18 protein-coding genes are annotated in these 17,248 nt (G+C 69.2%); 9 read left to right on the forward strand and 9 right to left on the reverse strand.

Annotation, left to right across the window (positions count from 1 at the left end):
• Window positions 1-129 precede the first annotated feature (129 nt).
• From AWC14_RS22290 to sdhC, 4 genes are read right to left on the reverse strand one after another with little or no spacing between them, the layout of a single operon-like run.
• Window positions 130-918, reverse strand: a complete 789-nt coding sequence (locus tag AWC14_RS22290) for a succinate dehydrogenase iron-sulfur subunit (protein ID WP_045381227.1) — start codon at window positions 916-918, stop codon at window positions 130-132.
• Window positions 918-2,672, reverse strand: coding sequence for a succinate dehydrogenase flavoprotein subunit (gene sdhA / locus AWC14_RS22295; RefSeq protein WP_045381230.1), 1,755 nt, complete (start codon window positions 2,670-2,672; stop codon window positions 918-920). Before sdhA ends, AWC14_RS22290 begins: the two co-directional genes overlap by 1 nt.
• 7 nt (window positions 2,673-2,679) lie before the next feature.
• Window positions 2,680-3,147 carry a succinate dehydrogenase hydrophobic membrane anchor subunit gene (locus tag AWC14_RS22300; protein WP_045381232.1) on the reverse strand — a complete coding sequence of 156 codons (468 nt, stop codon included), beginning with the start codon at window positions 3,145-3,147 and terminating at the stop codon, window positions 2,680-2,682.
• Complete coding sequence (sdhC, locus tag AWC14_RS22305) at window positions 3,144-3,482, reverse strand: succinate dehydrogenase, cytochrome b556 subunit (protein WP_045381469.1); 339 nt, start codon at window positions 3,480-3,482, stop codon at window positions 3,144-3,146. Before sdhC ends, AWC14_RS22300 begins: the two co-directional genes overlap by 4 nt.
• 306 nt (window positions 3,483-3,788) lie before the next feature.
• Here sdhC and AWC14_RS22310 point away from each other — a divergent pair, with 306 nt between their 5' ends.
• The 5 genes from AWC14_RS22310 to AWC14_RS22330 are packed head-to-tail and all read left to right on the forward strand — an operon-like array spanning window position 3,789 to window position 7,962.
• Window positions 3,789-4,175 carry a cytidine deaminase gene (locus tag AWC14_RS22310; protein ID WP_045381234.1) on the forward strand — a complete coding sequence of 129 codons (387 nt, stop codon included), beginning with the start codon at window positions 3,789-3,791 and terminating at the stop codon, window positions 4,173-4,175.
• Window positions 4,172-5,443: a thymidine phosphorylase gene (locus tag AWC14_RS22315; RefSeq protein WP_045381236.1), complete on the forward strand. Its 1,272-nt coding sequence runs from the start codon at window positions 4,172-4,174 to the stop codon at window positions 5,441-5,443. Before AWC14_RS22310 ends, AWC14_RS22315 begins: the two co-directional genes overlap by 4 nt.
• Complete coding sequence (locus AWC14_RS22320) at window positions 5,440-6,528, forward strand: adenosine deaminase (RefSeq protein WP_045381238.1); 1,089 nt, start codon at window positions 5,440-5,442, stop codon at window positions 6,526-6,528. Before AWC14_RS22315 ends, AWC14_RS22320 begins: the two co-directional genes overlap by 4 nt.
• A 4-nt stretch (window positions 6,529-6,532) precedes the next feature.
• Entirely contained in the window at window positions 6,533-7,192 is a 660-nt protein-coding gene (locus AWC14_RS22325; RefSeq protein WP_085241464.1) for an ABC transporter ATP-binding protein, read from the forward strand.
• Window positions 7,189-7,962 (forward strand): ABC transporter permease, encoded by a 774-nt coding sequence (locus AWC14_RS22330; RefSeq protein WP_045381243.1) that lies wholly within the window; start codon window positions 7,189-7,191, stop codon window positions 7,960-7,962. Before AWC14_RS22325 ends, AWC14_RS22330 begins: the two co-directional genes overlap by 4 nt.
• A gap of 39 nt (window positions 7,963-8,001) precedes the next feature.
• Here AWC14_RS22330 and satS read toward each other — a convergent pair whose 3' ends face one another.
• Both satS and AWC14_RS22340 read right to left on the reverse strand, forming a co-directional pair.
• Window positions 8,002-9,258 (reverse strand): protein export chaperone SatS, encoded by a 1,257-nt coding sequence (gene satS, locus AWC14_RS22335; RefSeq protein ID WP_045381472.1) that lies wholly within the window; start codon window positions 9,256-9,258, stop codon window positions 8,002-8,004.
• A gap of 41 nt (window positions 9,259-9,299) precedes the next feature.
• A complete protein-coding gene (locus AWC14_RS22340) occupies window positions 9,300-10,196 on the reverse strand; it encodes an alkaline phosphatase family protein (protein ID WP_081968208.1) in 897 nt (298 codons plus the stop codon).
• A gap of 82 nt (window positions 10,197-10,278) precedes the next feature.
• On the opposite strand from AWC14_RS22340, the gene upp reads away from it, so the two are divergent.
• Window positions 10,279-10,902: a uracil phosphoribosyltransferase gene (gene upp, locus AWC14_RS22345; RefSeq protein ID WP_045381475.1), complete on the forward strand. Its 624-nt coding sequence runs from the start codon at window positions 10,279-10,281 to the stop codon at window positions 10,900-10,902.
• Between the two features lies 1 nt (window position 10,903).
• On the opposite strand, the gene AWC14_RS22350 is transcribed toward upp, so the two are convergent.
• Window positions 10,904-12,457, reverse strand: a complete 1,554-nt coding sequence (locus AWC14_RS22350; protein ID WP_045381249.1) for a phospho-sugar mutase — start codon at window positions 12,455-12,457, stop codon at window positions 10,904-10,906.
• Complete coding sequence (locus AWC14_RS22355; RefSeq protein ID WP_057003543.1) at window positions 12,454-13,257, reverse strand: purine-nucleoside phosphorylase; 804 nt, start codon at window positions 13,255-13,257, stop codon at window positions 12,454-12,456. The genes AWC14_RS22350 and AWC14_RS22355 overlap by 4 nt, the downstream gene beginning before the upstream one ends.
• Before the next feature lie 34 nt (window positions 13,258-13,291).
• Between AWC14_RS22355 and AWC14_RS22360 the strand changes: the two genes are divergently transcribed.
• From AWC14_RS22360 to AWC14_RS22370, 3 genes are all read left to right on the forward strand, one after another.
• Entirely contained in the window at window positions 13,292-14,476 is a 1,185-nt protein-coding gene (locus AWC14_RS22360) for a M20 family metallopeptidase (RefSeq protein ID WP_045381252.1), read from the forward strand.
• Window positions 14,473-15,642, forward strand: a complete 1,170-nt coding sequence (locus tag AWC14_RS22365; protein WP_045381255.1) for an amidohydrolase — start codon at window positions 14,473-14,475, stop codon at window positions 15,640-15,642. The genes AWC14_RS22360 and AWC14_RS22365 overlap by 4 nt, the downstream gene beginning before the upstream one ends.
• Window positions 15,643-15,776: 134 nt before the next feature.
• A complete protein-coding gene (locus tag AWC14_RS22370; RefSeq protein ID WP_045381478.1) occupies window positions 15,777-16,661 on the forward strand; it encodes a hypothetical protein in 885 nt (294 codons plus the stop codon).
• Between the two features lie 78 nt (window positions 16,662-16,739).
• Here AWC14_RS22370 and AWC14_RS22375 read toward each other — a convergent pair whose 3' ends face one another.
• Window positions 16,740-17,216 (reverse strand): gamma-glutamylcyclotransferase family protein, encoded by a 477-nt coding sequence (locus AWC14_RS22375; RefSeq protein WP_045381257.1) that lies wholly within the window; start codon window positions 17,214-17,216, stop codon window positions 16,740-16,742.
• Window positions 17,217-17,248: the final 32 nt, after the last annotated feature.

Consider the following 17,248-nt stretch of genomic DNA (forward strand, 5'->3'; position numbering starts at 1 on the left):
ACCACCACGAAGCGGCCCTGTCACGCTGACACACCGCAACGCAGCACCATCACCCTGACACTGAGCGCAAACCCGGGAACCGAGCCGGCGTGTCGGCCCGGGGACACGCACGCTCGCGGGGGAACGCAATCAGCGCGCGAACATCAGGGCGCGCTTGACCTCCTGAATGGCCTTGGTCACCTCGATGCCGCGCGGGCAGGCCTCGGTGCAGTTGAACGTGGTGCGGCAGCGCCACACCCCGTCGGCCTCGTTGAGGATGTCCAGTCGCTCGGCCGCACCCTCGTCGCGGCTGTCGAAGATGAAGCGGTGCGCGTTGACGATCGCGGCCGGCCCGAAATACGAACCCTCGTGCCAGAACACCGGGCAGCTGGTCGTACAGGCCGCGCACAGAATGCATTTCGTGGTGTCGTCGTAGCGGGCCCGGTCGGTTTGGCTTTGGATGCGCTCCCGGGTCGGCGGGTTGCCGCTGGTGATCAGGTATGGCTTGACCGCCCGATACGCGTCGAAGAACGGCTCCATGTCGACCACCAGGTCCTTCTCGACCGGCAGCCCGCGGATCGGCTCGACCGTGATGGTCAACTGCTTGCCCGGCTTTTTCGGCAGCAGGTCACGCATCAGCACCTTGCAGGCCAACCGGTTGACGCCGTTGATCCGCATCGCGTCGGACCCGCACACGCCGTGCGCGCAGGACCGCCGGAAGGTCAGCGTGCCGTCGAGGTAGCTCTTGACGTAGATCAGCAGGTTGAGCAGCCGGTCGCTGGGCAGGCACGGCACCCGGAAGCTCTGCCAACCCGCGGCGTCGGGGTTTTCCGGGTTGAACCGCGCGATCTTCAGCGTCACCATCACCGCGCCCTCGGGCACCGGCGGCAGCGGCGGGTCCCCGGGTTCCGCGGTCTCGATCACCTCGTCTGACGGCATCAGTACTTCCGTTCCTTGGGTTCATAGCGGGTCTGCACGACGGGCTTGAAATCCAGCCGGATGTCGGACAACAGCTCGCTGCCCTGCTTGTAGGCCATCGTGTGGCGCATGTAGTTGGTGTCGTCACGGTTGGGGTAGTCCTCGCGGGCGTGTCCGCCGCGGGATTCCTTGCGGTTCAACGCGCCGACGACCGTGACCTCGGCCAGCTCCAGCAGGAAGCCCAGCTCGATCGCCTCCAGCAGGTCGCTGTTGAACCGCTTTCCCTTGTCGTGCACGGTGATTCGGGAATACCGCTCTTTCAACGCGTGGATGTCGGTCAACGCCTGCTTCAACGTCTCCTCGGTGCGGAACACCGCGGCGTTGTTGTCCATCGACTGTTGCAGCGCGCCGCGGATGTCGGCGACCCGCTCGTTGCCGTGCTCGGACAAGATATCGGCGACCCAGCCGACGACCATGCCCGCGGGCTCGGGCGGCAGGTCGACGAAGTCGTGGCCCAGCGCGTAGTTGGCGGCAGCGATACCGGCCCGTCGGCCAAAGACGTTGATATCCAACAGTGAATTCGTGCCCAGCCGGTTGGCGCCGTGCACCGACACGCACGCGCATTCACCGGCCGCGTACAGCCCCGGCACCGTATTGGTGTTGTCCCGCAACACCTGTCCGGTGACCGTCGTCGGGATGCCGCCCATCACGTAGTGACACGTCGGGTACACCGGCACCAACTCGTTGACCGGGTCCACACCGAGGTAGGTGCGGGCGAATTCGGTGATATCGGGCAGCTTTGCGGCCAGCACGTCTGCGCCGAGGTGACGCACGTCGATGTAGACGTAGTCCTTGTTCGGGCCCGCGCCGCGGCCCTCCAACACTTCGCGCACCATCGAGCGGGCCACGATGTCGCGGGGCGCCAGGTCGACGATCGTCGGCGCGTAGCGCTCCATGAACCGCTCACCCTCGCCGTTGAGCAGCCGGCCGCCCTCGCCGCGCACGGCCTCGGAGATCAGGATGCCCAGCCCGGCCAAACCCGTCGGGTGGAACTGGTGAAACTCCATGTCCTCCAACGGAAGTCCCTTACGGAACACGATGCCGATGCCGTCGCCGGTCAGCGTGTGGGCGTTGGAGGTGGTCTTGTACATCCGGCCCGAGCCGCCGGTCGCGATCACCACGGCCTTCGCGTGGAAGACGTGGATGTCGCCGGTGGCCAGCTCGTAGGCGACAACGCCGGAAGTCACCGGGCCGCTGCCGGTTTCGGTGAGTATCAGGTCGAGCACATAGAACTCGTTGAAGAATTGCACATCGTGCTTGACGCAATTCTGGTACAGCGTCTGCAGGATCATGTGGCCGGTGCGGTCGGCGGCGTAACAGGACCGGCGCACCGGAGCCTTGCCGTGGTCGCGGGTGTGCCCGCCGAACCGGCGCTGGTCGATGCGGCCCTCGGGGGTGCGGTTGAACGGCATCCCCATCTTTTCCAGGTCGAGCACCGCGTCGATGGCTTCCTTGCACATGATCTCGACCGCGTCCTGGTCGGCGAGGTAGTCGCCGCCCTTGACGGTGTCGAAGGTGTGCCATTCCCAGTTGTCGTCCTCGACATTGGCCAGCGCCGCGCACATGCCGCCCTGGGCGGCACCGGTGTGGCTGCGGGTGGGGTAGAGCTTGGTCAGCACCGCCGTGCGCGCCCGGGGCCCGGCCTCGACGGCGGCCCGCATCCCGGCACCACCGGCGCCGACGATCACTACGTCGTATCGATGTTGTTGGATCATGACTCGCCTATCCCGAGATGTTCGGGTCGAACGTCAGCAGCACATAGGTGCCCAGCACCAGGGTGAACACCATCGACAACGCCAGCAGGGTGTTCAGCCAGAACCGGGTGGAGTCCTTGCGGGTGTAGTCGCCGATGATCGTGCGCAGCCCGTTGCCGCCGTGCAGCTGGGCCAGCCACAGTAGCAGCAGGTCCCACGTCTGCCAGAACGGCGAGGCCCACCGCTGCGCCACGTAGTTGAAGTCGATGCGGTACACGCCGTCGTCCCACATCAGCATCACGAACAGGTGCCCCAGCGCCAGAAACACCAGCACAATCCCGGAGAAGCGCATGAACAGCCAGGCGTACTTCTCGAAGTTGGGCATCCCGGAGCCACGCCGCGGTGCCCGCGGGTTGTCCAGTCCGGCCGGGCGGTCGTAGCTGCGCTGCCGCACCGGGGCGATTTCGCCGCGGCCCTGTAGGTCGGGTGTGGTCATAGGAAACGCCCCGCCATGTGGATGCCGATCACGACCGTCGCCGGAACCATCACCAGCAGCCAGATGCCGGCGATCGCCCAGAACATCAGCCGCTGGTAGCGGGGGCCCTGCGCCCAGAAGTCGATCAGGATGACCCGCACGCCGTTCAGCGCGTGGTAGAGCACGGCGGCCACCAGGCCGAGTTCCATCAGCCCCACGATCGGCGTCTTGTAGGTGTCGATGACCTCGTTGTAGGTCTGCGGGCTCACCCGCACCAGCGCGGTGTCCAGGACGTGGACGAACAGGAAGAAAAAGATGGTCGCGCCGCTGATGCGATGCAAAACCCATGACCACATGCCCGGGTCGCCGCGATACAGAGTCCGGCGCGGCGGTCGGATGCGCGATTCTTGCGCCGCCGCAGACGTCGTCGTCATCAGCCCCCTCCAGTATCTGGTCGGCGACCCGGCGCGCCCGGCTTCGCCGCGCTTGCGATCGCCTCCGACATGGAACCGTCGGGTGGACTCTAAACCCATTTGTAGCTGCGGATAAACCACTTCGCGGCCGCCGCTGCCGGTGCCGGCCAGAAACCCTAGGGTGGCCTTGTGAATTGGCCAACAGTGAACAGGGCCCGCTGATGGGTTCCACACATGTCGGGTAGCGCCATGACGGAAGCCGCAATCGACTGGAATAGCCTGCGGGACAAGGCAATCCAAGCCGCACAGCGCGCTTACGCGCCGTATTCACGACTGCGGGTCGGGGCGGCGGCGGTGGTCGACGATCGCCGCGTGGTCACCGGCTGCAATGTGGAGAATGTCTCATATGGCCTAGGTCTCTGCGCCGAATGCGGTGTGGTGTGCGCCCTACATTCGAGTGGCGGTGGCCGGCTGCTGGCGCTGGTGTGCGTCGACGCCGACGGCTCACTGCTGATGCCCTGCGGGCGCTGCCGGCAAGTGCTGTTGGAGCACGGCGGGCCGGAGCTGCTGATCGACCATTTCGAGGGACCGCGCCGGCTCGGCGAGTTGCTGCCGGACGCGTTCGGCCTCCCGTGACCTTCGACGCGCCCACGGTCATCAGGACCAAACGCGACGGCGGCCGGCTCTCCGACGCCGCGATCGACTGGGTGATCGACGCCTACACCGCAGGGCAGATCGCCGAGGAACAGATGTCGGCGCTGTTGATGGCGATCTTCCTGCGCGGCATGGACGCCGACGAGATCGCGCGCTGGACGGCGGCGATGATCGCCTCCGGCGAGCGGCTGGACTTCGGCGACCTGGCCACCGTAGACAAGCACTCCACCGGCGGGGTCGGCGACAAGATCACCCTGCCGTTGGTGGCGGTCGTCACGGCCTGCGGAGCGGCGGTGCCGCAGGCTTCCGGCCGCGGGCTGGGCCACACCGGCGGCACCCTCGACAAGCTGGAATCCATCGCAGGGTTCAGCGCCGACCTGCCGAACAGCCAAGTGCGCCAACAACTTCGCGATATCGGGGCGGCCATCTTCGCGGCCGGTCGGTTGGCGCCGGCCGACGCAAAGCTCTACGCGCTGCGCGACATCACCGGCACTGTCGAGTCGCTGCCGCTGATCGCCAGCTCGGTGATGAGCAAGAAGCTGGCCGAGGGCGCCCGGGCGCTGGTGCTCGACGTCAAGGTCGGCTCCGGCGCCTTCATGAAATCGGAAAGCCAGGCCCGCGAGCTGGCGCACACCATGGTGGCGCTCGGCGCCGCGCACGGGGTGCCGACCCACGCGCTGCTGACCGACATGAACCGCCCGCTGGGGCTTACCGCCGGCAACGCGCTAGAGGTCGCCGAGGCGCTGGAGGTGCTGGCCGGCGGCGGACCGCCCGACGTGGTGGAGCTGACGGTGACGCTGGCCACCGAAATGCTGCGGCTCGCCGGGCTCGACGGCCGCGACCCCGCGCAGACCCTGCGCGACGGCACCGCGATGGACCGGTTCCGGGCGCTGGTCGCCGCGCAAGGCGGCGACTTGTCGGTGCCGTTGCCCCTTGGTGCGTGTTCGGAGAGCGTCACCGCTCCTCGGGGCGGCACAATGGGCGACATCGACGCGATGGCAGTGGGAATGACGGCATGGCGGCTCGGCGCGGGCAGGTCCCGCCCGGGCGAGCGGGTGCAGCCGGGCGCGGGGGTCCGCATCCACCGCCGGCCCGGCGAGCCCGTCGCCGCCGGCGAGCCGCTGTTCACGCTGTACACCGACACCGCGGAACGCTTCGGGGCGGCGATGGCGGAGCTCGACGCTGGCTGGAGCGTCGTGGACGGGCCGCCGGCTGCGCGGCCCCTGGTCATCGATCGGATCACCGCATGACGACGCCGCTGAGCCCGGAGACCATCCAGCGCGCACCCAAGGCGCTGCTGCACGACCATCTCGACGGCGGACTGCGCCCGGCCACCGTGCTGGATCTCGCCGGGCAACTGGGCTACGACGACCTGCCCGCCACCGACGTCGACGAACTCGCTCGCTGGTTTCACACTCGGTCCTACAGCGGCTCGCTCGAGCGCTACCTCGAGCCGTTCGCGCACACGGTGGCGGTGATGCAGACGCCCGAGGCGCTGCACCGGGTCGCCTACGAGTGCGTGGAGGACCTGGCCGCCGACAACGTCGTCTACGCCGAGGTGCGGTTCGCCCCCGAGCTGCACATCAACCATGGGCTGTCGTTCGACGAAGTTGTTGACACCGTGCTGGCCGGATTCGCCGACGGTGAGAAGGCCGCCGCGGCGGCGGGCCGTGCCATCACCGTGCGCTGCCTGGTCACCGCGATGCGCCACGCCGCGCTGTCCCGCGAGATCGCCGAGCTGGCGATCCGGTTCCGCGACAAGGGCGTCGTGGGTTTCGACATCGCCGGCGCGGAGGCCGGCTACCCGCCGACCCGCCACCTCGATGCGTTCGAGTACATGCGAGACCACAACGCGCGCTTCACGATTCATGCCGGCGAGGCATTCGGGCTGCCGTCCATCCACGAGGCGATCGCATTCTGCGGCGCCGACCGGCTCGGTCACGGGGTGCGGATCGTCGACGACATCGACGTGGACGACGACGGCACGGTGCGGCTCGGACCGCAGGCGGCGATCTTGCGGGACAAGCGAATTCCCTTGGAGATGTGCCCCAGCTCCAACGTGCATTCCGGCGTGGTCGGCAGCATCGCCGAGCATCCGTTCGACCTGCTGGCCCGGGCGCGATTCCGGGTGACCATCAACACCGACAACCGGCTGATGAGCGACACGTCGATGAGCCGCGAAATGCACCGGCTGGTAGAAGCTTTCGGCTACAGCTGGAGCGACCTCGAGCGGTTCACGATCAATGCGATGAAGTCGGCGTTCATTCCGTTCGACGAGCGGCTGGCGATCATCGACGAGGTGATCAAGCCGCGGTTCGCCGTGCTGATCGGCTAGGGCGATGGCGGCGACCGACTCGGTGTTCGACTTCGCCGATGTCGTGGTGGAGCGGGGCGGGATCCGCGCGCTGGACGGATTCACCGCCGCCGTTCCGCAGCAGGGCGTCACGGTGGTGTTCGGGCCGTCGGGCTCGGGCAAGTCGACCTTGCTGCGATTGTGCAATCGGCTGGAAGTACCCACTAGCGGTCGAGTATCGTTCTGCGGCAAGGACATTGCCGACATCGATCCGCTGTGGCTGCGGCGCCGGGTCGGCATGTGCTTTCAGCGTCCGACCCCTTTTCCCGGCACGGTGGCCGACAATTTGCGGGTCGCCGACCCGGCCGTCTCCGAGTCCCAGATGGCCGAAACGCTGACCCGGGTGGCGCTGACCGGGTCGTGGCTGGACCGCGACGCGACCGCGCTGTCCGGCGGGGAAGCACAGCGAATGTGCCTGGCCCGCACGCTAATTGCCCGGCCGCAGGTGCTGCTGCTGGACGAACCCACCTCCGCGGTGGACGCCGCCGCCGCGGCAGTGATCGAGGCCGCGGTGCGCGACCTGGCCCACGAAATACCGGCGCTGTGGGTCACTCACGATGCCGCGCAGGTCGAGCGGATCGCCGACCGGGTGCTGCGCATCGAACGCGGACGCTGCGTCGAGCTGGGACCGGAGGTGACGAGATGAACGGTCAGGTGGGCTGGCTCGGGCTGGCGACGTCGCTGGCGTTGGTGGCGTTCGCGGCGGCGATCTCGCTGTGGCAGCGGCTCGGTCTGGAACGCCAGGTGCTGTGGGCGGCTGCCCGCGCGCTGGTCCAGCTACTGCTGGTGGGCGGTGCCTTGACGCTGCTGTTTGCGCCGGGCCGCTCGCTGTGGTGGTCGTGGGCCTGGACCGCGGGCATGGTCGGCTACGCGGGCGACGTCGCGCGCCGGCGGGCACCCGAGGTGCCGCGGCTGGGCGTCTTGGCCGTGGCCGCGTTCACCGCCGCGGCGATCGTCACGCTCGGAGTGATATTCGGGCTGCGGGTGTTTCCGCTGCAGCCCCGCACCTTGGTGCCGATCGCCGGGATGATGATCGGCAACTCGATGACCGCCACGGTGCTGGTGGCCCGGCGGCTGGTCGACGAGCTGCGCGACAAACGCGCCGAGGTCGAGGCGCGGCTGGCTCTCGGGCAGCCCTACCGGCAGGCCGCCTCGCCGTATCTGCGGATCGCGCTGCGATCGGCGCTGTCGCCGCAGATCGAAACCACCAAGGCGACCGGGCTGGTGTTCCTGCCCGGCGCGATGACCGGGCTCATCCTCGCCGGGGTCTCGCCGGTGCAGGCCGTGCTCGTGCAGGCCGTGGTGATGTTTTTGATCCTGGGTTCGGTCGCGGTCACCACGGTGGTCGTCGCGCTGGGTCTGGTGCGACAGGTGTTCACCCGCGATCACCGGTTGCTGCCGCTACTCGCGCCTTAGCCGCGACTCTCACGGGAATGTCGTCGGCGGCTCGCGGCGCTACTCGCGCCTTAGCCGCGACTCCACGAACCGGTCCAGCTCCTCCCACTCCCGCACCGCCTCGGCGTACGGCGGCGTGGGCTTGCCGACCGAGCCGGGGTCGAGGACGGAGGCGATCAGCTGGCCCAGCGGGCGTTCGGTGGCCAGCGCCTTGTCGACGGTGTTGTCCTCGGCGTAGTCGCCGACGTCGCGGAGCAGTTCGACGGCCAGCTCGAGCTGCTCGCGGTCCACCGCGTCGGGCCCCGCGGCGAAATCGTCGGCCAGCCCGGTCAGCACGTAGACGTTGTCGTCGGTGACGTCGACCTCCAGCGAGCCGTCGGTGGCGGCGGTGCGGATGTCGTCGTAGGTGCTCAGGTCCGACAGGTCATGGTCGTGCTCGTCGGCCAGATAGCGGGCCAGCGCCCGCTCGGAGCTGAACACGCTGATCCGCCCGTTGCGGCCCAGGAAGATCGGCCGGTCGTCGAAATAGCAGCGCAGCGTGTAGAACGTGCCGGCGCCGGTCATGATCCGGATCGGGTCGATGCCGACCTTCAGCCAGAAGTCCTCGTCGCCGCCGAGCACCACCGCGGCGCCGTCGGCGCGGGCTTCCTCCTCAGCTTCCTCGGACGCCTCTTCGACGGCGACGTCCTCGTCGGCCAGAACCTCGTCGGGTTCCTCCGGTGGCTCCGCCAGTTCGTCGGCCGCCTTCAACGACGCCGCGGCGTCCACCTCCGGTGTGGTGACGATGCCGTCCACCGCGGCGAGCACGTCGTCCCAGCCGCGCCCGATGATCTCGGCGATCGCGTTCCACCGCTTGAGGCCGGCTTTGCCGGTGAAGTGCTCGAAGCCGCCGGCGACGGTGCCCAGAGTCGGGTTGCCGTTGAAGAACTTGGTCACCGCCGGCAGCTCGCACACCGACCCGATCGACGACACGATCGCCAGCGTGCCCGCCAGCGCCGCGACCGACTCCTCCGTCGGCTTCTCCGCGACCAGTTCCTCGACCGCGATCAGGTCGAATTGCTGGTCCTCGGAGGGGTCCAGCTTGTGCGCGTTGGCCGCGCTGAACTGCGCCCAGCCCGGATGGTCGACCAGGTCGTGCTCGGTGTCGGTCCGCACGAAAGCAACCAGGTCGGCGACGGTTTCGAAACCGTAGAGGTCTTCGTCGCGGCCCAGGAACGCCTCCCACTCGTCGCCGGCGTCGCGCCAGCGGGGCGCCCACACGGTGTAGCGGTCGCCGGCGGTCAGGCTCAGGCGGATCGGCACGAGGTCAGCAGCCACCGGCACAGAATAACGACGACCGCCCGCGCAGCCCGAGCGGGCTAGCCGGCCCAGATGTCGGTGATCGCCGGGGCCCGCGCGGCCAGCCCGAGCTTGGGCAGCCCGTACATCTGCTCCAGCGTGGACAGCACGTTGTAGTGGCTGATCGGCTCGTTGTAGGTGCCCGGTCTGACGTGTGCGCCGTAGAAGATGGTCGGGATCTGGTTGTGTTGGGAGTTGTCGTCCTCGTCCCAGGTCAGGATCAGCAGGCTGTTGTTGGCCTTCGCCCATTCCGCGTACGGCGACAGGTTGCGGTACAGCCAGGTGTCGCCTTGGGCGATGGAGCCGTCGTGCATGTCGTTGTCGACGTTGGGGATGACGAACGAGACCGTCGGCAGCGCCGCGTAGTTGGCCGGGAACGCCGAAAACGGCAGCGAGTAGGCCGGCGGAATGTTGGTGAAGTTGGCCCACGGTGCGTGCTTGCGGGCGTATTTGGCCGAGCTGCAGGCCTGCGAGCCGACGGCGGGCAGGCTTTCGGCGTAGCCGACGAAAGTGCGTCCGGTGCTGAGCAACTGGGAACCCAGGTTCGCCGTGTTGCCACCGTTGACTGGGCAGTTGTTCTCCTTGACGCCCAGGGTGCTGCCGGCGAACAGCGCGAAGTAGTTCGGTTGACTGGGATGCACTTCGGCGAACGATTGCGTCATCGACGCGCCGCCTGCGGCCAGCGAGTTGATATAGGGCGCAGCCGGGTTGCCGATGATGTTGGCGTAGGAGCGGTTCTCTTCCACCACGACAACGACGTGCGCGGGCGTGGGAATAGCGGCAGCAGTGTTCACCGGCGGCGTGGTCGGCGCGAAATGTGCTGGCGGCCAGGACATTACCGCGGTCAAGACCGCCAATACGCCGAATAGGCTGACGGTACGCTGTCGTCTGCCGTGTCGCCGGCTGCGGCGCCGCATGCCGGGAGTATAGGAGCGGGTTCGGCCTCTGATGGACATGAACGCACGCGTGTCCTGCCTGAAAATACTAGGGTCGTTTGCCGTGGAAGTGCGCGTCGTCGACCACCCGCTGGCTGCGGCCCGGCTGACGACACTGCGCGACCGACGCACCGACAACGTCGCGTTTCGCGCCGCGTTGCGCGACCTGACCCTGATGCTGGTCTACGAGGCAACCCGCGATGCGCCGCGCGAAGCCGTTCCGGTGCGCACGCCGTTGGCCGAGACGTCCGGCGCGCGGCTGGCCACGCCACCGCTGCTGGTGCCGGTGCTGCGGGCAGGGTTGGGGATGGTCGATCAGGCGCACGCGCTGCTGCCCGAAGCCCGAGTGGGTTTCGTCGGCGTGGTCCGCGACGAGGAAACCTTTTCGCCCGTGCCGTATCTCGAAGCGCTGCCCGACGATTTGAGCGCTCAGCCGGTGATGGTCCTCGACCCGATGCTGGCCACCGGCGGGTCGATGACGCACACCATCGGGTTGCTGCACCGCCGCGGCGCCCGCGACATCACCGTGCTGTGCGTGGTGGCGGCACCGGAAGGGCTTGCGGCGCTGGAGAAGACAGCACCCCATGTGCGGGTGTTCACCGCCGCGGTCGACGACGGTCTCGACGAAAACGCCTACATTGTGCCGGGGCTCGGCGACGCGGGGGATCGCCAGTTCGGGCCGCGCTGAGCTACCAGCGGCGTACCTGACCCAGCAGCTCGTCGAGCAGCCCGGCTGCCCGCGCGCGGTCGGCGCAGCGAACTTCCAGGTAGCACTTGAGTTTCGGTTCGGTTCCCGAGGGCCGCACCACCGCCCTTACCGACGCTTGGGTGTCGCCGCCGGTGAAGATCAGTGCGTCGGTGCGAGGCCGCAGATCGGTTGTGGTCGTGGCGAACCCGGCGAGTCGGTCTGGTGGATGTGCCCGCAGCCGCTCCATCACGGCGGCCGCCTCCTCGGCGTCGGACACCGGACGTGACACGGCGTCGACCATGTGCACGCCGTGCCGGCGGGCGAGGTCGTCGAGCATGTCGCGCACCGAGCGGCCCCGCTGCTTGAGCGATGCCACCAGGTCGCAGACCAGTACCGCGGCGCTGATTCCGTCCTTGTCGCGAACCGCGTCCGGGTCGACGCAGTGCCCGATCGCCTCCTCGTAGGCGTAGACCAGGGCTTTGCCGGGCAGGTCAGCGTCGGCGCGGGCCAGCCATTTGAAGCCGGTCAGGGTCTCGACGTGCTGCGCGCCGTAGTACGCCGCGATCGCGGACAGCATCCGCGACGACACCACGGTGCTGGCCACCACGGTGGTCTCGGGGCTTGCAATGTGCGAAAGGATGTAATCGCCTAGCAGCCAACCTGTTTCGTCGCCCGAGAGCATCCGCCAACCGCCATCTGGTATTCCGACGGCGCAGCGGTCGGCGTCGGGATCCAGCGCGATCGCGACGTCGGCGCCCACGTCCGCCGCGAGGGCAAGCAGCGCGTCGGTGGCGCCCGGTTCTTCGGGGTTGGGGAATGCGACGGTGGGGAACTCGGGATCCGGTGCGAACTGCGAAGCCACGGGGTGCACGTCGTCGAAGCCGGCCCGCCGCAACGTCTCGACCGCCACCGCACCGCCCACCCCGTGCAGCGGCGTCAGCGCCACCCGCACCGAACCCTGTGAGCGTCGCACCGCCGCGGCCCGTTCGATATAGCGGTCGACCAGATCTTTGTCGGCGGGCTCGACCGGGCGCCGGGGTATCTCGTCGGCGAATGGTGCTGCGGCCATGGCGTTTTCGATGTCGCGGTCGGTGGGCGAGACGATCTGGATGCCGCCGTCGAAGTACACCTTGTAGCCGTTGTCGGCGGGTGGGTTGTGCGACGCGGTGATCTGGATGCCGGCCGCCGCGCCCAGATGGCGCACCGAAAACGCCACCACCGGCGTGGGCACCGGATCGGGCAAGAGGGTTACCGAAAACCCCGCGGCGGCAAGCACTTCCGCCGCTGCCGTGGCGAATGCAGCCGATCCGTGCCTGGCGTCGCGGCCGACGACGACGGTGCCGGCTTTGCGGACCTGCGCCACCGCCCACGTCGCGCGCAGCACCACCGCGAGGTTCATGGCGTCCGGACCGCCGCGCACCGGCCCGCGCAACCCCGCCGTGCCGAACCTCAGCGGCCGGGCGAACCGCGCGGCCAGCTCGTCGGCGTCACATGCGGCGAGCTCGGCGGCCGTCACCGGGTCGGGGTCGTGCGCAATCCACTCCTGCGGGTTCACACGCGCGCGACCACATCGGCCAACAACGACCCCATCCGGGTCGCCGACGCTGCACCGGCCGCCAGCACCTCGACGTGGCTGAGCGGCTCGCCGGTGATCCCCGCCGCCAGGTTGGTCACCAGCGACACCCCGAGCACCTCGGCGCCGGCCGCGCGGGCAGCGATCGTTTCGTGCACCGTCGACATGCCCACCAGGTCGGCGCCCAGCACCCGCAGCATCCGGATCTCGGCCGGCGTCTCGTAGTGCGGGCCCGGCAACCCCGCGTACACGCCTTCGACCAGCGCCGGGTCGACCTCCCGGGCCAGCGCCCGCAGCCGCGGCGAGTACGCGTCGACCAGGTCCACGAACTGGGGGCCGACCAGCGGAGACCGCGCGGTCAGGTTGAGGTGGTCGCTGATCAGCACCGGCTGGCCGACCTCGAAGTCGTCGCGCAGCCCGCCTGCCGCGTTGGTCAGCACCACGAGGCGCGCCCCGGCCGCACACGCCGCCCGCACCGGATGCACCACGTGCAGCAGGTCGTGGCCCTCGTAGGCGTGAATGCGACCGGCCAGCACCAGCACCCGGTGTTCACCGACGGGCACCGACAGCACCTGACCGGTGTGCCCGACCGCGGTCGGCGGAGTGAACCCGGGCAGTTCGGCCATCGGCAGCACCGCGGTCGGCGAGCCCAGCGCGGCGACGGCCGGCGCCCACCCCGACCCGAGCACGATCGCGACGTCGTGTTCGCCGACGCCGGTGCCCTCGGCGATGAGGTCGGCCGCCCGCCTGGCGAGTGCGTCGGGATCGGCCGGGCCAGTCACAATGCCGCAGCCTAGCCGGTGAGATACTGCGAGAATGCCCACAGCCACCGCGTTGGATGCCGTCGAGGATGCGGTGCGGCGCCGTGGCAGCGACCTGGTCGCCTTGTCCCACGCAATCCACGCCGAACCGGAGCTGGCGTTCGACGAACACCGAAGCTGCGCCAAGACGCAAGCGCTGGTCGCCGAGCGCGGTTTCGAGATCACCGCCGCCGCCGGTGGTTTGGGCACCGCGTTTCGCGCCGACTTCGGCAGCGGCCCACTGGTGATCGGCGTGTGCGCCGAATACGACGCGCTGCCCGAGATCGGACACGCCTGCGGCCACAACATCATCGCCGCATCGGCGGTCGGCACCGCGCTGGCGCTGGCCGAGGTCGCCGACGAGCTGGGTCTGACCGTCGCGCTGATCGGCACCCCCGCCGAGGAGTCAGGCGGCGGAAAAGTGTTGTTGCTCAATGCCGGAGTGTTCGACGACGTCGCGGCCGCGGTGATGATGCATCCCGGGCCGCTGGACATTGCGGCCGCCCGCTCGCTGGCGCTGGCGGGCGTCCGGGTGCGCTACACCGGCCGGGAGGCGCACGCGTCGGCCGCGCCGTTCCTCGGGGTCAACGCCGCCGACGCGGCCACCGTCGCCCAAGTCGCCATCGGGCTGCTGCGCCAACAGCTGGTGCCGGGACAGCAGGTGCACGGCATCGTCACCGACGGCGGGCAGGCCAGCAACGTCATCCCGGCGCGCACCGAACTGCAGTACGCGCTGCGCGCCCCCGACTCGTCGCTGCTGCGCGATCTGGAGGGCCGGGTCGGCGACTGCTTCCTGGCCGGGGCGGTGGCCACCGGCTGCGACTACGACGTCGGCTACTTCGAGCCGACCTACCAGGCGCTCAAACCCGACCCCTGGCTGGCGGGCACCGTGCGCGACGAGATGGTCCGGCTGGGGCGCGCCCCGGTCGACGAACAGCTCGAGGCGGCGCTGCCGGTGGGCAGCACCGACATGGGCAACATCACCCAGCTGCTGCCCGGCATCCATCCGCTGGTCGCCGTCGAGGCCGACGGCGCGGTGCTGCACCAGCCCGCCTTCACCGCCGCCGCGGCGGGCCCCAGCGCCGATCAAGCGGTGCTCGACGGCGCAATCATGTTGGCGCGCACAGTGGTTCACCTCGCCGAGTCGCCGGAGCAACGCGACCGGGTGCTCGCGGCGCGCGAGTTGCGGGCGGCGTCATGAGCCTGATCGATGCGGCCGAGTCCTGGCTGGCGGCCCACCACGACGACCTGGTCGAGTGGCGCCGGCACATCCACCGCTACCCGGAGCTGGGCCGCCAGGAGTTCGCCACCACGCAGTTCGTCGCCGAACGGTTGGCCGACGCCGGGCTCAACCCCAAGGTGTTGCCCGGCGGGACCGGGTTGACCTGCGATTTCGGTCCCGAGCACGAGCCGCGGATCGCGCTGCGGGCCGACATGGACGCGCTGCCGATGGCCGAGCGGACCGGCGCTCCGTACGCGTCGACGATGCCCAACGTCGCGCACGCCTGCGGGCACGACGCGCACACCGCGATCCTGCTGGGCACCGCGCTGTCGCTGGCCTCGGTACCCGAGCTGCCGGTCGGTGTGCGGCTGATCTTCCAGGCCGCCGAGGAGCTGATGCCCGGCGGCGCGATCGACGCGATCGCCGCCGGCGCGCTGGCCGGGGTGACCCGGATCTTCGCGCTGCACTGCGACCCGCGGCTGGCGGTCGGGCGGGTCGCGGTCAAACCCGGCCCGATCACGTCGGCGGCAGACCGGATGGAGATCACCCTGCATTCGCCCGGCGGCCACACCTCGCGACCGCACCTGACCGCCGACCTGGTCTATGGCATCGGCACGCTGATCACCGGGGTGCCCGGCGTGTTGTCGCGGCGCATCGACCCGCGCAAGAGCACCGTGCTGGTGTGGGGCGCGGTCAACGCCGGCGTGGCCGCCAACGCCATCCCGCAGACCGGCGTGCTGGCCGGCACCGTGCGCACCGCCAGCCGCGAAACCTGGCAGAGCCTGGAAGGCATCATCCGCGAGGCGGTCTCGTCGCTGCTGGCGCCGCTCGGTGTCGAGCACACGCTGGCCTACCACCGCGGGGTCCCGCCGGTGGTCAACGAGGAGGTGTCGACGCGGATCCTGGCGCACGCCATCGAGGCCGTCGGCCCCGACGTGCTGGCCGACACCCGGCAGTCCGGCGGCGGCGAGGACTTCTCCTGGTATCTGGAGGAAGTGCCCGGCGCGATGGCCCGGCTCGGCGTGTGGTCTGGTCACGGGCCGCAGCTGGACCTGCACCAGCCGACGTTCGACCTCGACGAGCGTGCCCTGGCGATCGGGGTGCGGGTGATGGTCAACATCGTCGAACAGGCTGGTTCCCTTTAGCCTTCGCCGCGAGCGTGCGCAGATGTACGCCGAAACGTCGTTTCTAACGGCATTCTGCGCACGTTCGCGGGGAGGCGGAGCTCATCCACAGGGGTGACTTGGCCCGCGTAGGCGGTATGCCGACGATGACGGCGATGAACCCAGAGCTGAACAGGCTGCTCGATGAGCAAGGCGGGGCGGTCACGGCAGCCCAGGCGTTGACCTTCCTGACCCGTCGCCGACTCGAAACTGCGTTGAAAGTCGGTGGGCTGCATAAGATTTGGTATGGGATTTACGGCCGGGACAAGAGCATCGGGTCGCGGCTACGCGGCCTGGATTTAGCGACGGGCACAACTGTTGCCATCTGCCTTGGCACCGCAGCCGCTGCATACGGCTTCGACACCGAGGGCAGGCCGGATTTGCATGTCCTTAACCCAGCCGGCCAACAGCTGCGGTCCGCCGACGGCCTGGTCGTGCACCGGCGTGAGGGAGCACCGCTGACGCTGGTCGCGGGCCGGCCAGCTACCACGCCAGCGTGGACGGCGATCGAGGTGGCGCGCGGCCTGCGAAGGCCGCGCGCGCTGGCCACGCTCGACGCCGCGCTGCGCAGTGGCACATGCGATCGCCGCGCCCTCGAGAGGGCCGTCGAGCAACAGCGCGGTCGGCGCGGCATCGTCGCCGTGCGTGAGCTGCTTCCATTGGCCAACCCGCTGGCAGAGTCTCCGATGGAAAGCGAGGCCAGGCTGGTGATGATCGACGGCGGTTTGCCCATGCCGGTGTTGCAATACGAGGTCGTCGACCTGTCCGGCCGGATCTGGCGGCTCGACTTCGCCTGGCCCGACTACCGGGTCGCCGCCGAGTACGACGGAGTCGACTGGCACAGCGGGCCGGACGCGTTCTTGCGCGACCGCCGCCGCTCGGCGGCGCTGCTAGATCTGGACTGGATAGCTATCCCGATGGTCGCCGAGGACGTCAGATATCGGTCCTGGGAGCTTGTCCGTCGGATCGAAACCCGGCTGGAGCGTCGCAAAGCCGCCTAAGTTCCGTCACGAAGGTGCGCAGAATGCCGTCGGAAACGCCGTTTCGACGTACAAACACGCACGCTCGCGGCAAAGGGGTCAGCCGTGGCCGGGGCCGATGTTTCGGGCTGGGCGGGTGCGCAGGTCGTGCACGTATTCTTCTGGCGCGCCGGCGATTTCGGCGGCGTCGGCCATCACGCCCAGGTAATGCGCCGACGGCAACCCGCCTTCCCAGGCGTCCACCACATACAGCCATGCGAGCACGGGATCGGTTGTGGTGTCCGATGACAACCGCTCCACCCGGCATCGGATCTTCTTGTGGATCCCGAGCTCGGACCCTTCCCAGCGGTCGAGGTTCTTCTCGTCGGCCGGTGTGACGTCGTAGAGCACGACGAACACTTTGGAGTTCGGGTCCTCGACGACGGTGGCCAGCGCGCCTTCCCAGCCGATGTCCTCGCCGCCGAATGTCAGCCGCCAGCCGTGCAACCAGCCGGTGCCGGCCATCGGCGAATGGGGCGCTCGCTGCAGCATCTGCTCGGGATGCATGTTCGACCCGTACGCGGCGTAGAGCGGCACGGGGAAAGCTTAAACGCCACGCCACGCTAGGT

Source organism: Mycobacterium kyorinense (assembly GCF_002101735.1).
GTDB classification, from domain to species: Bacteria; Actinomycetota; Actinomycetes; order Mycobacteriales; family Mycobacteriaceae; genus Mycobacterium; species Mycobacterium kyorinense.

Excerpts from the sequence above, each read along its gene's own strand:
- AWC14_RS22320 (WP_045381238.1), top strand. The coding sequence starts at position 5,440 with ATGACGACGCCGCTGAGCCCGGAGACCATCCAGCGCGCACCCAAGGCG.
- sdhC (WP_045381469.1), bottom strand. The coding sequence starts at position 3,482 with ATGTGGTCATGGGTTTTGCATCGCATCAGCGGCGCGACCATCTTTTTC.
- AWC14_RS22340 (WP_081968208.1), bottom strand. The coding sequence starts at position 10,196 with ATGCGGCGCCGCAGCCGGCGACACGGCAGACGACAGCGTACCGTCAGC.
- AWC14_RS22290 (WP_045381227.1), bottom strand. The coding sequence starts at position 918 with ATGCCGTCAGACGAGGTGATCGAGACCGCGGAACCCGGGGACCCGCCG.
- AWC14_RS22325 (WP_085241464.1), top strand. The coding sequence starts at position 6,533 with ATGGCGGCGACCGACTCGGTGTTCGACTTCGCCGATGTCGTGGTGGAG.
- AWC14_RS22360 (WP_045381252.1), top strand. The coding sequence starts at position 13,292 with ATGCCCACAGCCACCGCGTTGGATGCCGTCGAGGATGCGGTGCGGCGC.
- AWC14_RS22370 (WP_045381478.1), top strand. The coding sequence starts at position 15,777 with ATGAACCCAGAGCTGAACAGGCTGCTCGATGAGCAAGGCGGGGCGGTC.
- sdhA (WP_045381230.1), bottom strand. The coding sequence starts at position 2,672 with ATGATCCAACAACATCGATACGACGTAGTGATCGTCGGCGCCGGTGGT.
- AWC14_RS22330 (WP_045381243.1), top strand. The coding sequence starts at position 7,189 with ATGAACGGTCAGGTGGGCTGGCTCGGGCTGGCGACGTCGCTGGCGTTG.
- AWC14_RS22365 (WP_045381255.1), top strand. The coding sequence starts at position 14,473 with ATGAGCCTGATCGATGCGGCCGAGTCCTGGCTGGCGGCCCACCACGAC.
- AWC14_RS22300 (WP_045381232.1), bottom strand. The coding sequence starts at position 3,147 with ATGACCACACCCGACCTACAGGGCCGCGGCGAAATCGCCCCGGTGCGG.
- AWC14_RS22310 (WP_045381234.1), top strand. The coding sequence starts at position 3,789 with ATGACGGAAGCCGCAATCGACTGGAATAGCCTGCGGGACAAGGCAATC.